The sequence below is a fragment of the Acinetobacter equi genome (assembly GCF_001307195.1).
In the GTDB taxonomy this organism is placed as follows: Bacteria; Pseudomonadota; Gammaproteobacteria; order Pseudomonadales; family Moraxellaceae; genus Acinetobacter; species Acinetobacter equi.
Genome location: NZ_CP012808.1, coordinates 1,756,301 through 1,771,042 on the forward strand (window position 1 = coordinate 1,756,301; position 14,742 = coordinate 1,771,042).

The window sequence follows — 14,742 nt, forward strand, 5'->3', positions numbered from 1 at the left end:
ATACGCCAAAGTTTAAAGATGAAATGATTTTGCCTTAAAAATGGTTTAAAAAGAACTTGATACAAATAACAGATCGTTCTAAAAATAAGACAATTATAATTTATCCTGCACGATGATAAGGATGATTGTGATTAATGCTCATAGCACGGTATAGTTGCTCAATTAACATGACTCGAACAAGAGGATGAGGAAGTGTTAATTTTGATAAAGACCAATGCCATGCCGCAGCTTTACGAACAGCTTCAGAGTGACCATCTGGACCACCAATAGCAAGCGCAACATCATGACCTTCTAGCATCCATGATTTCATAGTGTCGGCAAGTTTTTCAGTACTAAATTCACGACCACCTACTTCTAAGGCAATCAAAATTTCATTTTGCTTTAATGCATTTAGAATACTATCACCTTCAATTTGACGGTATTTTAAAATATCAGCTTCTGAGTCATTTTTACCTCGTTTTGCCATAGGTAATTCAATAATTTGTGTTTGAACAAAAGGTTGAATGCGTTTGAAATAATCTTCAAAACCAGTGAGAACCCATGCAGGCATTTTTTGACCAATTGTCAAGATGCGTATTTTCATAAAAAAGCATATAGAAATAAAAGAATATTATACCCTTGAAAACTTATTTTGTTTATTAGATCACAAAATGAACTTGCTTTTAATTGAGTTCAATTGTTCTAATAGTGATAAAAATGACCATAAAATTGGAATACAATAAATGAGTTTTCATATTTTTAAAAAAATTCTATCTTCTACTATTTTTGTATTGATTATTTTATTAACTTCAAATAATTATGCTGAAACTGTTACAAAAGCCAATCCAGCTTATTTAAAAATGTATATGAATAATATTGTTGGTGGGAAAGATGCTTATCGAAATTATAGAAATATTGCTGAATTAAACCGAGTTGCTGCATGGATTAAAGGGCAAATGAAGCAATTTGGAATTGAATGTTCATATCAAAATTACTCAGTCGATCGACAGACTTACCGAAATGTTGTTTGTCCTTTGAATTTAAATCAAACAAAAAAAATAATTGTAGGTGCTCATTATGATGTTTTTGGTGAGCAAGATGGTGCAGATGATAATGCTTCAGGAGTTGCTGGTGTTCTAGAAACTGCACGACTAATGGCACAAAATAAAAATCAGCTAAAGTATAATATTGAGTTTGTTTTTTATACATTGGAAGAGCCACCATATTTTAGAACTGAGCATATGGGAAGTTATATTCATGCTAAATCTGTAGAAAAAAGTAAGCATGAAATATTTGGTGTCTATATTCTTGAGATGATTGGCTATTACAGTGAAAGGGATATTCAAACTTATCCAACAGGACTAGGTTTGTTTTATCCAAGTCATGGAGATTTCATTGCAGCAATTAGCAATTATAGTTCACGGAGTCTAAGTGCTAATTTTTGTCATCAAATGTCATCTTTAGATAAGCTTCAATGTGAAAGATTAATAGCACCTTCATTTATTGAGGGGGTAGATTTTTCAGACCATGGAAATTATTGGAAATATGATATTCCTGCAATTATGATTACTGATACAGCATTTTTTAGGAATCCACATTATCATTTAAAAACAGACCAAATGAGTCAATTAAATTTTATCAAAATGGCAGACGTTGTTGATGGCTTAGTGCGCAGTATGGTAAATCAAAAATAAAAAAACGTAGCTCTCAAAAGGTATGTGAGCTACGATAAAAAGTGGTCATTTATCTGGAGAGTTCAATGACCATTTGTGATAAAAGGAACATACAGCGTAATGTATCTCTTACTATATTACATAAGGGCAATAAAAATAAATTCAAGTTTAAAATGAAAAAAAGAGAGAATAATCTCTCTTTTTTTATGTGTTTTGATTAGTGTCGTGCAGCTTTGTTTTCATTTACAGCTTTAACGATTGGTGTTTTTACCAATGGTTTAGGTTCAGAAACTAGCGCTAAAGGTAAAATCTCATCAATAGATTTAACCGCTTTAATTTCTAAGCCTTCTTTAACATTTTCTGGGATTTCAGCTAAGTCACGTACGTTATCTTGTGGAATAAATACAAGTTTTACACCACCACGATGAGCAGCTAAAAGTTTTTCTTTTAGACCACCAATACGCATTGCACGACCACTTAAACTTGTTTCACCTGTCATTGCAATATCAGGACGAATCGCAATTTTAGTGAAAGCAGAAACCAGTGCTAAAGTTAAAGCTAAACCAGCAGATGGACCATCTTTTGGTGTTGCACCTTCAGGTAAATGAACATGAACGTCAGTTTCTTCAAAACGAGAAGCTTCGATTCCTAATTCATCTGCACGTGTACGAACAACTGTCATTGCTGCTGTAATTGATTCTTTCATTACATCGCCTAATGAGCCTGTTGTAATAAATTTACCTTTACCAGGAACAGCCGCAACTTCAATAGTGAGCAATTCACCACCAACAGATGTCCAAGCAAGACCATTTACACGACCCACTTGAGCTTCTTCTTCAGCCATACCGAAGTCGAATTTATGTGGTCCTAAATAATCAGGTAGGTTCTCTGAAGTTACATCAATTTGAAGATTTTTCGCTTTTTTGCTGACAGCTTCTTTTACTACTTTACGTGCAATTTTAGAAACTTCACGTTCTAAGCTACGAACACCAGCTTCACGCGTATAACGTTGAACGATGTCGCGAATAGCTTCTTCATGAACTGTTAATTCTTTAGCACGTAAACCATTATTCTTAATTGCTTTAGGAACAAGATAGCGTTCTGCAATATTTACTTTTTCATCTTCTGTATAACCCGGTAGACGAATGACTTCCATACGGTCAAGTAATGCTTCAGGAATATTCATGCTATTTGCTGTACAGATGAACATGACTTCAGATAAATCAAGATCAAGGTCTAAATAATGATCGTTGAATTTACTATTTTGTGATGGATCAAGCACTTCAAGCAATGCAGAAGCTGGATCGCCACGATAATCTTGCGCCATTTTGTCAATTTCATCGAGTAAGAAAAGTGGGTTTTTAACACCAACTTTCGATAAAGATTGAACAATTTTACCAGGCATAGCACCAATATATGTACGACGATGACCACGAATTTCAGCTTCATCACGGACACCACCAAGTGCCATGCGAACAAATTCACGCCCTGTTGCTTTTGCTACAGATTCACCAAGTGAGGTTTTACCAACACCAGGAGGACCAACCAAACATAAAATAGGGCCACGTAATTTTTTCACACGTGATTGAACTGCTAGATACTCAACAATACGATCTTTTACATCATCTAAACCATAATGATCTGCATCAAGAATATCTTGTGCTTTCGCTAGGTTAATGCTGACTTTGCTTGCTTTGTTCCACGGTGTATCTAGAATAACTTCTAAATAGTTACGAACGACAGCAGCTTCACTTGAAGCAGGTTGCATTGATTTAAGTTTGCGGAATTCAGCTTCAGCTTTTTTGCGAACGTGTTCTGGTAAATCTGCTTCTGCTAAACGTCTTTCAATTTCTGCAACGTCATCTTCAGCACCGCCATTCATATCGGAAAGTTCACGCTGAATAACTTTCATTTTTTCATTTAAGAAGTATTCGCGTTGATTCTTTTCCATTTGACGTTTTACAGAGTCATGAAGCGTTTGCTCAATCTGTTGTTCTTCAGATTGTTGCAATAAATAGCTCATGAGTTCTTGTAAATGTGCTTCAAACTCATCGTGCTCTAAGAATTTTTGTTTAATATCAATATTCAGAGGTGCACGTGTTGCAACAAAGAACATTAATTGAAGTAAATCATCAATTTTATTTGAGGCAGCAATGAGTTCACGTGCATTACGCAATTTTGCTTCAGCATATTGAGCAAATAATGCGCGTAGTTCTTCTACACGTTTTACTTGTGTCTCAGCATCAATACTCACTGTCATTGCACTTAACGAATGTTCAGCCGAAAGGTATTCGTCATTATTATCAAAAATATTGACGAGTTTTGAGCGGTATAAACCTTCAATCAAAACCTTAATGCAGTTTTCATCATTTTCATGATTCACAACTTGCACAATCTTCGCGACAGTACCATATTGATATAAGTTGTCGTGATCAATTTCTTCTGTTAGCGAATCTTTTTGTGCAACTACAAATACGAGATTGTCACTGTTACGAGCCACATCAACTGCATTGATCGATTTTTCACGACCTACAAAAAGCGCAATTTGCATGTGTGGATACACCACAACATCACGTAGCGCTAAAAGCGGTAATACACTTGGAACCTGAGGCTCTAAGATTTCTTCATTCATATTAATTTCAGACATGGGCACTCCTAATGAGTGACAACAATGTTGCCATGCTTTTATAGTGCTTACGATTTTTAAAATTACAAGGGTAATTGCAAATAAATTGTATAAAAATGCCTTAAAATTTAGTGTTTTTCAGTAAACTGATACGTCATTTTTAATAAATTATCTTTTAAATCTTAGTGATTTAGTTGGTGTTGTGAGCTCATCTAAAGGTTGATCCCATTTTTTTCTTAAAATAGGTATATTGGTAAGTTGAAATGTATGTGCCAATCCAAGTCGATATGGTTTAAATTTCGCAGATGCTAATGTACGATCATAAAAACCACCTCCCATACCGAGACGAGTACCGGAATAATCACAGGCTAATAATGGCATAAGTAGTAGATCTAATTTTGATACATGTAAACCACGTGATTGCATGGGTTCTTGCATGCCTAATCGATGCATGGAAAAACGTTTATTTTGATATTGATTGCGAGATATACGAACCCAAACTAAGTGTTGATTCATATTGCAAATCATAGGTAAATATATTTTTTTATGTTTCGATAGTGCGTAATCAATAATTAATTTAGTTTGAATTTCACCAAAGGCATGTAAGTACATACCAATATGTTGGGCAGACTGAAATTTAGGGGAGCGAATTAGGCGATGAAAAACTTGCTTTTCACTTTGCTGCTGCTGAAAATGATTTAATTGTCTACGTTGTTTTCTGAGTTGACGTCTTAAATCTTGCATAAAATTTTCATTATATGGTCAAAAGTATCGAGATAAATTGTACGTGATTTAACTTTAAAATAAAGGTTTGGATAGATAATCGAGTGCAATTTTATTTTGGCTGAGTTTAATCATGTTTTACAGAAAAAACTTGCTTGTTGTATTGTGATTTTTGTCTTAATTGGAAGTTCTTAAGTCAAGATAGTCGACTATGCAATATATGTTGTTTATTTAATAAACTTGATGGAAAAATGGTAATCTGCTAACTTACAAAAAGTAAGCTTATTAGCATTTAGAGAGAAATAATGAATACTTATGCAACAAGTAAATTGCTTGGTCAGGTTTTAGCAAAAGACTGTCCATCTCGTGAAATTTTGGAACATTTAACCAATAAATGGTCGGTGCTTGTACTTCGTTGCTTAAGAGATGGTGTACATCGTTTTAGTGAGCTTAAGCAACGTATAGAGGGTGTGAGTGAAAAAATGTTAGCTCAGACTTTAAAAATGTTGGAAAAAGATGGTTTTATTTTACGTACCGTTTATCCAGTTGTTCCTCCAAAAGTGGAATATCAACTCACGATTTTAGGCTCACAAGCAGCAGCACAATTAAGTTACTTAATAGACTGGATTGAAAAGAGCCTGCCTGAGATTGTTGAAAATAAGGCCAAAACTAAATAGACAGTTGAAAAACTTTAATTGCATTTCCTCTTGTAATTAATGCATGTTGTTCATGCTGTTTCTGTTTTTGATGTACTGAGTTTTTTTCTACTATTTGCTGTAATTTTAAAGCGATTAATTCTTTTGCTAAACGTTTATTTGCATGTTGGCTGCGTTCAGACATAACCTTTACACTAATTCCGCTAGCAATATGAGTTGCATGGACGGCAGAATCTGTTGTATTGATATGTTGACCACCTGAGCCAGATGCACGGCAAGCTTTGAAAATAATCGTATCATCGTTCGGTAAGTTGGTGTTAGATGGAAATAATTGAATACCAATAAACCAATTTTTTCGTTTATGATTAGGTCTAAATGGGCTTTTAAAGACCCATTGAATTGTACCAAGCCAAGACCGAATCCATCTGTTAGCATCATCTGCAATACGAAGTAATATGGATGAAAAACCATATTGGGTTTTATTTTCTTCAATGATTTGAATATTAATTTGATGCTTTTTTGCATCTTTTAACAGTGCTTCAAAAGTATGTTTTACAGCAAGTTCACACTCTGCTGGTCCAAGTGCAGCACTAATTTGAACAATAGACAATAATAAATTTCCTTTTAGGATAAAAAAATAAAGAGTTATTACTTAAAAAAGATAAGAAGAGCCAATGTCGTGAGTTGTTTTAATTTTTCTTCTTATATCTTTATTTAAAAAAGAGCCGTAATTTTAAGCAGAATGGTAGATAAATACAAAGTATTATTTTTGACTAAAAAAGACCAAACCCTCGTCAATATTGACTTTAAAGACAATTTTTGAATGTGAAATATCGTGATAAAAAATAATATTGAAAATTAATCTATAAATTTAACGAAAAGCTGAATAAATCTATTCGAGAAATTCTTTAAAATATGGCAGAATATGCGGTTTTAAAGTTTTTAGAGGATTGGCATTATGCGCTTTGTTGATGAAGCAGTCATTACCGTAGAGGCTGGCGACGGTGGCAATGGCGTAGCCAGTTTTCGCCGTGAAAAATTCGTACCATTTGGTGGCCCAGATGGTGGTGATGGTGGTCGTGGTGGCAGCGTTTATATTCAAGCTGATGACGACACTAGTACACTCGTAGATTATCGTTATACCCGTAAGTTTCGTGCAGAACGAGCAAAAAATGGGCGTGGTGCGAACTGTGCAGGTCGAGGCGGTGAAGATACGATATTGTTAGTTCCAGTAGGAACAACAATTGTTGATACAGATTCTGGCGATATTATTGGCGATTTGATTGAAGATGGTCAAAGAATACTTGTTGCTAAAGGTGGTGATGGTGGTTTGGGTAATACCCATTTTAAGTCATCAACAAATCGTTCACCTCGTAAATGTACACATGGTTTTAAAGGTGAATTTCGTGAAATTCGTTTAGAGTTAAAAGTACTTGCAGATGTTGGCTTACTTGGTATGCCAAATGCTGGGAAATCGACTTTTATTCGTGCAGTTTCAGCAGCAAAACCAAAAGTTGCAGATTATCCATTTACCACAATGGTTCCAAACCTAGGTGTGGTTGATGCTGATCGTTATCGTTCATTTGTGATGGCTGATATTCCAGGACTGATTGAAGGTGCAGCTGAAGGTGCAGGTTTAGGTATTCGTTTCCTTAAACATTTAGCACGTACACGTATTTTATTGCACATTGTGGATGTTCAGCCTATTGATGGTTCAGATCCTGTATACAATGCGAAAGCAATACTTAATGAATTACATAAATTCTCACCAACACTTTCTAAGTTGCCTGTTGTTTTAGTGTTGAATAAAGTAGATCAACTATCTGCTGAAACACGTGAAGAGTGGTGTAACCATATTCTTGAAGAATTGAAGTGGGATGGTCCAGTATTTAAAACTTCTGGTCTTACTGCTGAAGGCACAAAAGATGTTGTGTATTATTTGATGGATCAAATTGAGCAGCAACGTGAACGCGAAGTTGAAGATCCTGATTATGCAGCAGAAATGAAAGTATTCCGTGATCAGTTAGAAGCTGAAACACGTGAACAAACGATCGCAGCGAAAGAAGCATATCGTGAAATGCGTCGTCAGCAACGTCTTGCAGGAATTATGCTAGAAGAAGACGATGATTTTGATGATGAAGATGACGACAGCGAAGTTGAAACTTATTACGTACGTTAAGCTCTTAGGATAAGAGTACTGAGGACAAGATGATTGAAGTGGTAGATGGGCAACGTCAACTTAAGGGTTGCAAACGAATCGTTGTTAAGATCGGATCATCTTTACTCACAGCAAATGGGCAAGGTTTAGATTTAAATGCAATTTCGCATTGGGCGAAACAAATTGCAGATCTACATAATGCAGGGCATGAGATTATTCTTGTGTCATCAGGTGCTGTGGCTGAAGGTATGGTTCGAATGAAACTCGACAACCGACCCACAGATCTACCCAGTCTTCAGGCGTGCGCTGCCATTGGTCAAATGGGATTAATTCAGACTTGGTCAAGCGTACTTGAGAAATTAGGTATTCAAACGGCTCAGGTTTTATTAACCCATGATGACTTAGCGGATCGTCGACGTTATTTAAACTCATGTGATGCTTTGCAACATTTAATTGATTGGCGAGTAATTCCTGTCATCAATGAAAATGATACGGTATCAACTGATGAAATTCGCTTTGGTGATAACGATACTTTAGCTGCTATGGTGGCAGGTCAGGTACATGGCGATTTGCTCATTATCTTGACTGACCAACAAGGCATGTTCGATTCAGACCCACGCTCTAATCCAAATGCAAAACTGTTCCATACTGTTCGTGCTTTAGATGAAAGTCTATTTGATATGGCAGGTGGTGGTGGTAAGTTTGGTCGTGGCGGTATGTTAACGAAAGTTCGTGCGGCACGTTTAGCAGCTAAATCTGGTTGTCCAACTTTAATTGCAAGTGGCGATAGTGATCATGTTTTATCTCGTTTAATGGCGGGAGAAATGTTAGGTACATTATTTGTGACTGATAGTGATCGAATCACAGCGCATCAGCAGTGGTTAGCAGCACATTTACAAACAGCAGGGCGTTTGGTGATTGATGATGGTGCAGTAAAAGCCATTAAAGAAAATCATCGTAGCTTGTTGCCAGTTGGTGTTAAAGCTGTTGAAGGTCATTTTGAACGTGGTGATGTGGTGGAATGTGTCGATCGACAAGGACATCGTATTGCTGTAGGGCGTGTGAACTTTAGTTCTCGTTCGGCTGAAATTGTGAAAGGTTTAGCTTCAGATAAAGTTCATCAGGTTTTAGGCGAAGCGCGTTCATTGGAAATGATTCATCGAAATCACATGGCAATATATTAGCAGTTGCCTATCATAAGAAGCATAACGTTAAGGCTTGATTCTAAAAGGGATTGAGCCTTTTTCTTGTGTGGTTTAATAATATACAATAGGAAGCGAAATAAGTAAGAACTTAGAAAAAGTTTTTGTTTGATATATAAAGCGATTAATCAAGTGATGTGTGCTGAAAAAAACGGAGACTTTAACTTGGTAAACTACACATACTCATCAGGAGTTTACCATGAGCAAAAAACAAAAGATTTATACAGCAGAATTCAAAGCTGAAGCAATCAAAGCTATTGATTCAAACAATGGCAATGTTTCAGAAACAGCACGACTGCTTGGCATTTCAATGCAAACCCTTTCAAATTGGTACAACAAAGCAAAAGCTGGAAAATTAGTAGGCACACAACAATATTCACCTGATCTCGTTGCTCTTCTCGAGGAAAATAAAAAACTGAAGCAGCAACTTAAAACCGCTGAAATGGAAAGAGAATTTCTAAAAAAAGCAGCAGCGTACTTTGCCAAAGAAAGTCAGTAAAGTACGCACATATGAAACAGCAAAAACATGCATACTCAGTCACTATGATGGCTCGGTTACTCCACGTTTCAGTTTCTGGATTTTATGAATGGTTAAAATATGGCTTAAGTAAGCGGGTTATTCAGAGAAATCATCAAACAATATTGGTTAAAATTGCTCACCAAGAAACCAATGAAAGCTATGGTTATATTCGTTTAACCAAGTACTTACAGGCACAAGGAATAGAAATTAGCGAGTATGCAGTTCGTTGTATTAAAAAACTTAATCAGCTGTATTGTAAGCGGCATAGGCGTTTCAAAAAAACAACTCATAGCGACCATCAACGTACGGTTTACAATAATTTGTTAGAGCAAAATTTTACAGTGACTGCTCCAAACATTGCATGGGTAAGTGACATTACATACGTGTGGACAGCTGAAGGATGGCTGTATTTAGCGGCTTTAAAAGATCTTTGCAGCAAACAAGTAGTTGGGTATAGCTTGAGTGAACGGATGACGTCACAGCTCGTTTGCAATGCACTGAGCATGGCGATTCGAAATCATAAACCCTCTCAAGACTTGATTATTCACTCTGACAGGGGCAGCCAATACTGTAGTCATGAATATCGAAAGATACTTGAAAAATATGGATTTCAGGGATCAATGAGTAAACGCGGTGATTGCTTCGATAATGCTCCTATTGAGAGCTTCTGGAGAATATTAAAAAATGAATTGGTTCATCATCGCAATTATAAAACAAGGGAAGAAGCTAAAGCAGATATTACAAAATACATAGAGCTATTTTATAATCAGCAGAGAATTCAGAAAGGATTGGACTTTAAGACACCAAATCAAATGGCAGAAGACTTTTACAGGATGGCTGCCTAGAATTTCCCAAGTAGAAGTGTCCTGTTATTTCAGCACACATCAAATAGCACCAAGTACAATTTTGGCTTGATCATCATTAAATGAATTTTGATGATGTTTAAATATTTTCCTGCAAATGCAGAACAGGCTAATAGAATAAATATGCCCCAGAATGTAATTACTGAACTTGATAAATATCCATTTAAAAGTTGCTGTATCCACGCCATATTCTAGCCTTTGATAGAATTTGAATTACGTATTTTAATAGAGCAACATTATGTTTTTTATGGCTAAAGTTCAAGCGTAAGAATGAATAAATTAAAAATGAACTTCATCAATATGACTATTTACGATATTAAGCCAAGCACGTGTAGCAGGATTCATCACTACAGTTGTATTCCACGCCATATTTAAAGTCCAATTCAAATTTGGATGAGTCAATAAAGAAACATTATATTTAGAGGAATCTAATCGGTCGCAATAAATTTGCGGTAATAGTGCAATACCTACATTAGACTCGACCATTTTGGCAATAAAGTCCCATTGGCTACTCTTACACACAACTTGTGGCTCAAAACCAACATAATGGCAGGCTTGTATAATGATATTATTTAAGGTGAAGGTATCATTATATAGTAAAAAAGCCTCATGTCTGAGTTCATTTAGTGAGATTTGTTGACGTTTATGCCATTGCGAGTGTTTTGGAGAAAGCACACATAATGGTGAGTCCATGACTTGAATTCCGCTGAGTTGCGGTTTTAAATGACCTAAGATAATACCAACATCAATTCGCTTTTCTAAAATAGCAGCTTCAATACCAGAAGCTCCAACCTCTAAGAAACTAAGTTCAACATCAGGGTATTTTTTATGAAATTTTGCAATTAATGTACTGAGTAAAACAGATGCTAAAGGGGGAAGCCCTAAAATTAATTTACCTTGTTTTAACGTTTTAACTTGTAGAATAGTCTCAGCCATGCGCTGTTGTTCACTGAGAATAACAAGAGCATGTTGATATATTTTTTCACCTATAAAAGTAAGTGTAGCATCACGTTTACGGCCAGCAAAACCTTTGTGAAAAAGAGCGACTTCGATTTCTTCTTCTAATTGTCGAATGATTTTACTCAGTGTAGGTTGCGTTACACAAAGTTCTTCAGCAGCTAAACTAAAGCTTTTTTTCTGCACAATTTTCACAAAAGCATTAAGTGCTTTAATATCCATTTAGATTATTCCAAATTGGCATAATTATTATTTTATTATTCATAATTTATAGATGAGTTCAATCTTAAAATAGCATTAATCCAATTAAATTAGTCAGCTATGTCTATTCAGATTAAATCGAATAAATTTTTCAATACAGTAAAAGTATTTGCTCAGATTGGTTTACTTATGCTGATTTGGTGGGTCAGTGCATTTATTCAACACACTTTTTCTTTGCCAGTTTCGGCAGGTGTGATTGGTTTATTGATTTTATTATTCGCTTTAATGACAGGGCTTTTTAAACTGAAATGGATTAAACAAGGTTCCGATTTAATTTTGGCTGAATTGGTTTTATTTTTTGTACCTTGTGTGATTGGTATTGTGAAATATCAAGAGTTATTACTTGCTCAAGGTTTACAGTTGGTTGCTTCAGTTGTGATAGGAACATTTTGTGTCATGATTGTGACCGCATATATGGTTCATTTAGGATTTAAGTTTGAATCGTATTTAAAAAATAAAAATAAGTTCAAGCAAAATGTTGGAGATATAAAATGAATAATATCGCCATTATCTGCTTTGTGTTGACTTTAATTGCCTATGTGCTGGTTAAAAAACTTTATAAAAAATATCCATATATGCTGCTATCTCCAGCGCTATTTGTACCTTTTTTAATGATTGTTTTTATGATGAGTTTTCAAGTGTCATATGAAACATATATGGAAAAAAGTCAGTGGATTATGTGGATGTTGGGACCTGCAACAGTTGCATTTGCGATTCCTATTTATGAGTATCGACAGGTTATTCGTAGCCATCTTATTTCAATGAGTTTGGGTATTATTTTAGGAATGGTAAGTGGTGTGGTGAGTGCTTTTTATTTAGCGCAATTTTTTAGTTTTAATCAAGAAACAACATATAGTTTAATGGCACGTTCAATTTCTACCCCATTTGCTATGGAGTTAACGCAAAATATTGGTGGTTCTGTAGAACTGGTAATTTTATTTACCATGATTACGGGTATTGCAGGTGTTGCAATTGGTGATGTCGTTTTGGCAGGTTTGAAACTTCATTCTAAATTTGCACAGGGCGCTGCATTAGGAAACTCTGCACATGGATTTGGTACAAGTAAAGCTTTTATACGACACAAAGAAGAGGGTGTTGTTGCTTGTTTAAGTATGGTTTTAGCAGGTGTATTTATGGTGTTATTTGGGCCACAAATTATTCATTTGGTTATTTGGTTTTTATAGTCAGTATGTAGTGCATAAAAAAACCGCTTCGATAGCGGTTTTAAAATAAGCAAAATTAATTTATTTAATGAAGCCTTTTTGAATAAGCTTGTTAAATATTTGATGATAAATGCTCAAAATAAAATGCATAATTTTATCCTGATATTTATTCCAAAGTCCTAATCCAAAATAATTGACGATGAATGCTAACAAGAAGCCACCTAAAATATCCATTGGAAAATGGACACCAACAAATATACGAGACCAACCCACAAGCCACGCAACAAAAATTAAAGCGATACCTAATTTTTTAAAAGGTGAAAATAAATAGGAAAAGGCAATACTGCTAAAAATAAACATATGATTACTTGGAAAAGCACCATTAGCAGTATGTTCAATTAAAGGGAAACCTAAGTTAAGTACAAAGGGGCGTGGTAAATCAAAAATATAAGAAATGAGTTGACTAATACAGCCACCAATTAGGGTAAAAAGAAATGCCTTCATTAAATAGCGTTTAACAACCTCATTTCCCCACAACCAAAATATAATAAATATAATCGTTGTAATATAGAGCAGGTCTTTTGCAATAAATATACCAAATTGATTTAAGGTATTTGAAAGTTGATTGCCTGAGTTAATATATAAAAAAAGATTTTGGTTAAGATCTGACAAGGTCATAAGAAAATTCAAAAATAATAATGGTCATATAATGTTTATAATTATACGAAGTTAAAATAGGAAAAAGACAACAGATTTGTTGTCTTTTTAATGCTTTTAAAGTTTGATATTTAACGTATAAATCAAAAATGATGCTGTACTTTAAAAGAACTATTTAAATTGAATAGTTCCATTAGCATTGACCACAATTTTAGTTTCACCACTTGCCACATTTTGTTCTGGAATGCTATCCGTAGCAAACTTAGCACTTGCAGCACGCATAACAATTGGTGCTTGATATTGTGTATTGGTATTTAAATTAATATTCACAAGATGATAGCCATTTTTATTCCAAGCTTCTGCAAGTGATTGAGCACGTTGTTGGAAGTTTTTAGATGCTTCAACAAGTAATTCATTTTCTACTTTTTTACGCTGATTTTCTGATACAGAAAAATTAATTGATTGCGTTTGAAAGTTTTTTTGTAACTCGCTAATTAATTGACTAGTGGCTTGAAAGTCTGTGCTTTTAATTTGAATTTCAGCACGACTACGCCATTCTTTTAACTTTTTATTGTCATTGTCGTAAACTGGGTAAGAGCTTTGTGAGCCTGTATTTGTTTTAACCGAAGGATATTTTTGAGCTGTGGTTAGTGCTTTATTCATTAATGAATTAATTTGACTAGCCAATTGAGCAGGTTGCTTATTAGATTGCTCAATATATAACACAGCATACATTTCATCATTTGAAACATCACGTGATGATTCTGATTGAATATTAGCAATATTATAATTAATAGTATCTGAAGCATGGGTGAATATAGTAGTACCCATAAATATACTAAATATAATAGGCAGTTTTGTAATATTATACATAATGAAGTCCCCGAGATGATTTTTGTATACTAGGAATAGCATATTTTTTATTTGTGGTGCTTTTAGGTAGAAATTGTGGCATGAATGTAAAAAACACGCAAAACAATAAATAACGAATTAATATGTAAAAAATATTATAAATTAGTGATTTGTGCTGATTTTTTTATGAAAAAAAGATATGGAAAATATTGATGAAAAAAAATTAAAAAATAGTGTTTTCTTATGCTTGTCACATAGTAAGATGATAATTCAATCTAATGATGGGCTTGATGTATATTTTCGATAAAATTTAAATACTTTTAGTGATTAAAGGTGTTTATTTTCTATAAAAATTAGGTATCATCGCGCTCCTAGTTATTTAATACATCAAAATCTAACTAGATTCTATAAAGCACCGAGTCAAAGGACCGCAAGTCACCCGACTTATTTCT

General features: G+C 34.6%; 14 protein-coding genes. 7 read left to right on the forward strand and 7 right to left on the reverse strand.

Features of this window, described 5'->3' with window-relative positions; all coding sequences use genetic code 11:
- Nucleotides 1–100: 100 nt before the first annotated feature.
- Nucleotides 101–583, reverse strand: a complete 483-nt coding sequence (rlmH, locus tag AOY20_RS08365) for a 23S rRNA (pseudouridine(1915)-N(3))-methyltransferase RlmH (RefSeq protein WP_054581430.1) — start codon at nucleotides 581–583, stop codon at nucleotides 101–103.
- A gap of 139 nt (nucleotides 584–722) precedes the next feature.
- On the opposite strand from rlmH, the gene AOY20_RS08370 reads away from it, so the two are divergent.
- The gene (locus tag AOY20_RS08370) at nucleotides 723–1,673 is read left to right on the forward strand and encodes a M28 family peptidase (RefSeq protein ID WP_144424761.1); all 951 of its coding nucleotides are present in this window, start codon (nucleotides 723–725) and stop codon (nucleotides 1,671–1,673) included.
- A 196-nt stretch (nucleotides 1,674–1,869) separates the two neighbouring features.
- Here AOY20_RS08370 and lon read toward each other — a convergent pair whose 3' ends face one another.
- Nucleotides 1,870–4,299, reverse strand: coding sequence for an endopeptidase La (gene lon, locus AOY20_RS08375; protein WP_054581431.1), 2,430 nt, complete (start codon nucleotides 4,297–4,299; stop codon nucleotides 1,870–1,872).
- 147 nt (nucleotides 4,300–4,446) lie between these two features.
- On the reverse strand, nucleotides 4,447–5,022 hold the full coding sequence (locus AOY20_RS08380) for a 5-formyltetrahydrofolate cyclo-ligase (RefSeq protein ID WP_054581432.1): 576 nt from the start codon (nucleotides 5,020–5,022) through the stop codon (nucleotides 4,447–4,449).
- Nucleotides 5,023–5,306: 284 nt separating this feature from the next.
- On the opposite strand from AOY20_RS08380, the gene AOY20_RS08385 reads away from it, so the two are divergent.
- Nucleotides 5,307–5,678, forward strand: coding sequence for a winged helix-turn-helix transcriptional regulator (locus AOY20_RS08385; protein ID WP_054581433.1), 372 nt, complete (start codon nucleotides 5,307–5,309; stop codon nucleotides 5,676–5,678).
- Here the strand turns inward: AOY20_RS08385 and prfH are convergent.
- On the reverse strand, nucleotides 5,671–6,267 hold the full coding sequence (prfH, locus tag AOY20_RS08390; protein WP_054581434.1) for a peptide chain release factor H: 597 nt from the start codon (nucleotides 6,265–6,267) through the stop codon (nucleotides 5,671–5,673). The two genes, AOY20_RS08385 and prfH, sit on opposite strands and share 8 nt — an antisense overlap.
- Before the next feature lie 348 nt (nucleotides 6,268–6,615).
- Here prfH and cgtA point away from each other — a divergent pair, with 348 nt between their 5' ends.
- The 3 genes from cgtA to AOY20_RS08410 all read left to right on the forward strand — a co-directional run bounded on the left by cgtA (nucleotide 6,616) and on the right by AOY20_RS08410 (nucleotide 10,382).
- Nucleotides 6,616–7,836, forward strand: coding sequence for an Obg family GTPase CgtA (cgtA, locus tag AOY20_RS08395; protein WP_054581435.1), 1,221 nt, complete (start codon nucleotides 6,616–6,618; stop codon nucleotides 7,834–7,836).
- Nucleotides 7,837–7,865: 29 nt separating this feature from the next.
- Complete coding sequence (gene proB, locus AOY20_RS08400; protein WP_054581436.1) at nucleotides 7,866–8,999, forward strand: glutamate 5-kinase; 1,134 nt, start codon at nucleotides 7,866–7,868, stop codon at nucleotides 8,997–8,999.
- Nucleotides 9,000–9,216: 217 nt separating this feature from the next.
- Nucleotides 9,217–10,382 (forward strand): IS3 family transposase gene (locus AOY20_RS08410; protein ID WP_144424762.1). Its coding sequence is split into 2 segments (ribosomal slippage): nucleotides 9,217–9,484 and nucleotides 9,484–10,382, totalling 1,167 coding nucleotides; the frame shifts between segments, so codons are not numbered across the junction.
- Between the two features lie 297 nt (nucleotides 10,383–10,679).
- Here the strand turns inward: AOY20_RS08410 and AOY20_RS08415 are convergent.
- The gene (locus AOY20_RS08415; RefSeq protein ID WP_054581438.1) at nucleotides 10,680–11,579 is read right to left on the reverse strand and encodes a LysR family transcriptional regulator; all 900 of its coding nucleotides are present in this window, start codon (nucleotides 11,577–11,579) and stop codon (nucleotides 10,680–10,682) included.
- A 99-nt stretch (nucleotides 11,580–11,678) separates the two neighbouring features.
- On the opposite strand from AOY20_RS08415, the gene AOY20_RS08420 reads away from it, so the two are divergent.
- Nucleotides 11,679–12,113 carry a CidA/LrgA family protein gene (locus AOY20_RS08420; RefSeq protein ID WP_054581439.1) on the forward strand — a complete coding sequence of 145 codons (435 nt, stop codon included), beginning with the start codon at nucleotides 11,679–11,681 and terminating at the stop codon, nucleotides 12,111–12,113.
- Nucleotides 12,110–12,802 (forward strand): LrgB family protein, encoded by a 693-nt coding sequence (locus AOY20_RS08425; RefSeq protein ID WP_054581440.1) that lies wholly within the window; start codon nucleotides 12,110–12,112, stop codon nucleotides 12,800–12,802. Before AOY20_RS08420 ends, AOY20_RS08425 begins: the two co-directional genes overlap by 4 nt.
- 60 nt (nucleotides 12,803–12,862) lie before the next feature.
- Here AOY20_RS08425 and AOY20_RS08430 read toward each other — a convergent pair whose 3' ends face one another.
- Both AOY20_RS08430 and AOY20_RS08435 read right to left on the reverse strand, forming a co-directional pair.
- Nucleotides 12,863–13,459: a phosphatase PAP2 family protein gene (locus AOY20_RS08430; protein ID WP_054581441.1), complete on the reverse strand. Its 597-nt coding sequence runs from the start codon at nucleotides 13,457–13,459 to the stop codon at nucleotides 12,863–12,865.
- Nucleotides 13,460–13,609: 150 nt separating this feature from the next.
- Nucleotides 13,610–14,269 (reverse strand): SIMPL domain-containing protein, encoded by a 660-nt coding sequence (locus tag AOY20_RS08435; protein ID WP_227510325.1) that lies wholly within the window; start codon nucleotides 14,267–14,269, stop codon nucleotides 13,610–13,612.
- Between the last annotated feature and the right edge of the window lie 473 nt (nucleotides 14,270–14,742).

What these genes read in the sequence shown, in the direction of transcription:
- AOY20_RS08370 (WP_144424761.1), top strand. Translation starts at nt 723, where the DNA reads ATGAGTTTTCATATTTTTAAAAAAATTCTATCTTCTACTATTTTTGTA.
- AOY20_RS08415 (WP_054581438.1), bottom strand. Translation starts at nt 11,579, where the DNA reads ATGGATATTAAAGCACTTAATGCTTTTGTGAAAATTGTGCAGAAAAAA.
- AOY20_RS08380 (WP_054581432.1), bottom strand. Translation starts at nt 5,022, where the DNA reads ATGCAAGATTTAAGACGTCAACTCAGAAAACAACGTAGACAATTAAAT.
- rlmH (WP_054581430.1), bottom strand. Translation starts at nt 583, where the DNA reads ATGAAAATACGCATCTTGACAATTGGTCAAAAAATGCCTGCATGGGTT.
- AOY20_RS08385 (WP_054581433.1), top strand. Translation starts at nt 5,307, where the DNA reads ATGAATACTTATGCAACAAGTAAATTGCTTGGTCAGGTTTTAGCAAAA.
- proB (WP_054581436.1), top strand. Translation starts at nt 7,866, where the DNA reads ATGATTGAAGTGGTAGATGGGCAACGTCAACTTAAGGGTTGCAAACGA.
- AOY20_RS08425 (WP_054581440.1), top strand. Translation starts at nt 12,110, where the DNA reads ATGAATAATATCGCCATTATCTGCTTTGTGTTGACTTTAATTGCCTAT.
- cgtA (WP_054581435.1), top strand. Translation starts at nt 6,616, where the DNA reads ATGCGCTTTGTTGATGAAGCAGTCATTACCGTAGAGGCTGGCGACGGT.
- AOY20_RS08430 (WP_054581441.1), bottom strand. Translation starts at nt 13,459, where the DNA reads ATGACCTTGTCAGATCTTAACCAAAATCTTTTTTTATATATTAACTCA.
- AOY20_RS08435 (WP_227510325.1), bottom strand. Translation starts at nt 14,269, where the DNA reads ATGGGTACTACTATATTCACCCATGCTTCAGATACTATTAATTATAAT.
- AOY20_RS08420 (WP_054581439.1), top strand. Translation starts at nt 11,679, where the DNA reads ATGTCTATTCAGATTAAATCGAATAAATTTTTCAATACAGTAAAAGTA.
- lon (WP_054581431.1), bottom strand. Translation starts at nt 4,299, where the DNA reads ATGTCTGAAATTAATATGAATGAAGAAATCTTAGAGCCTCAGGTTCCA.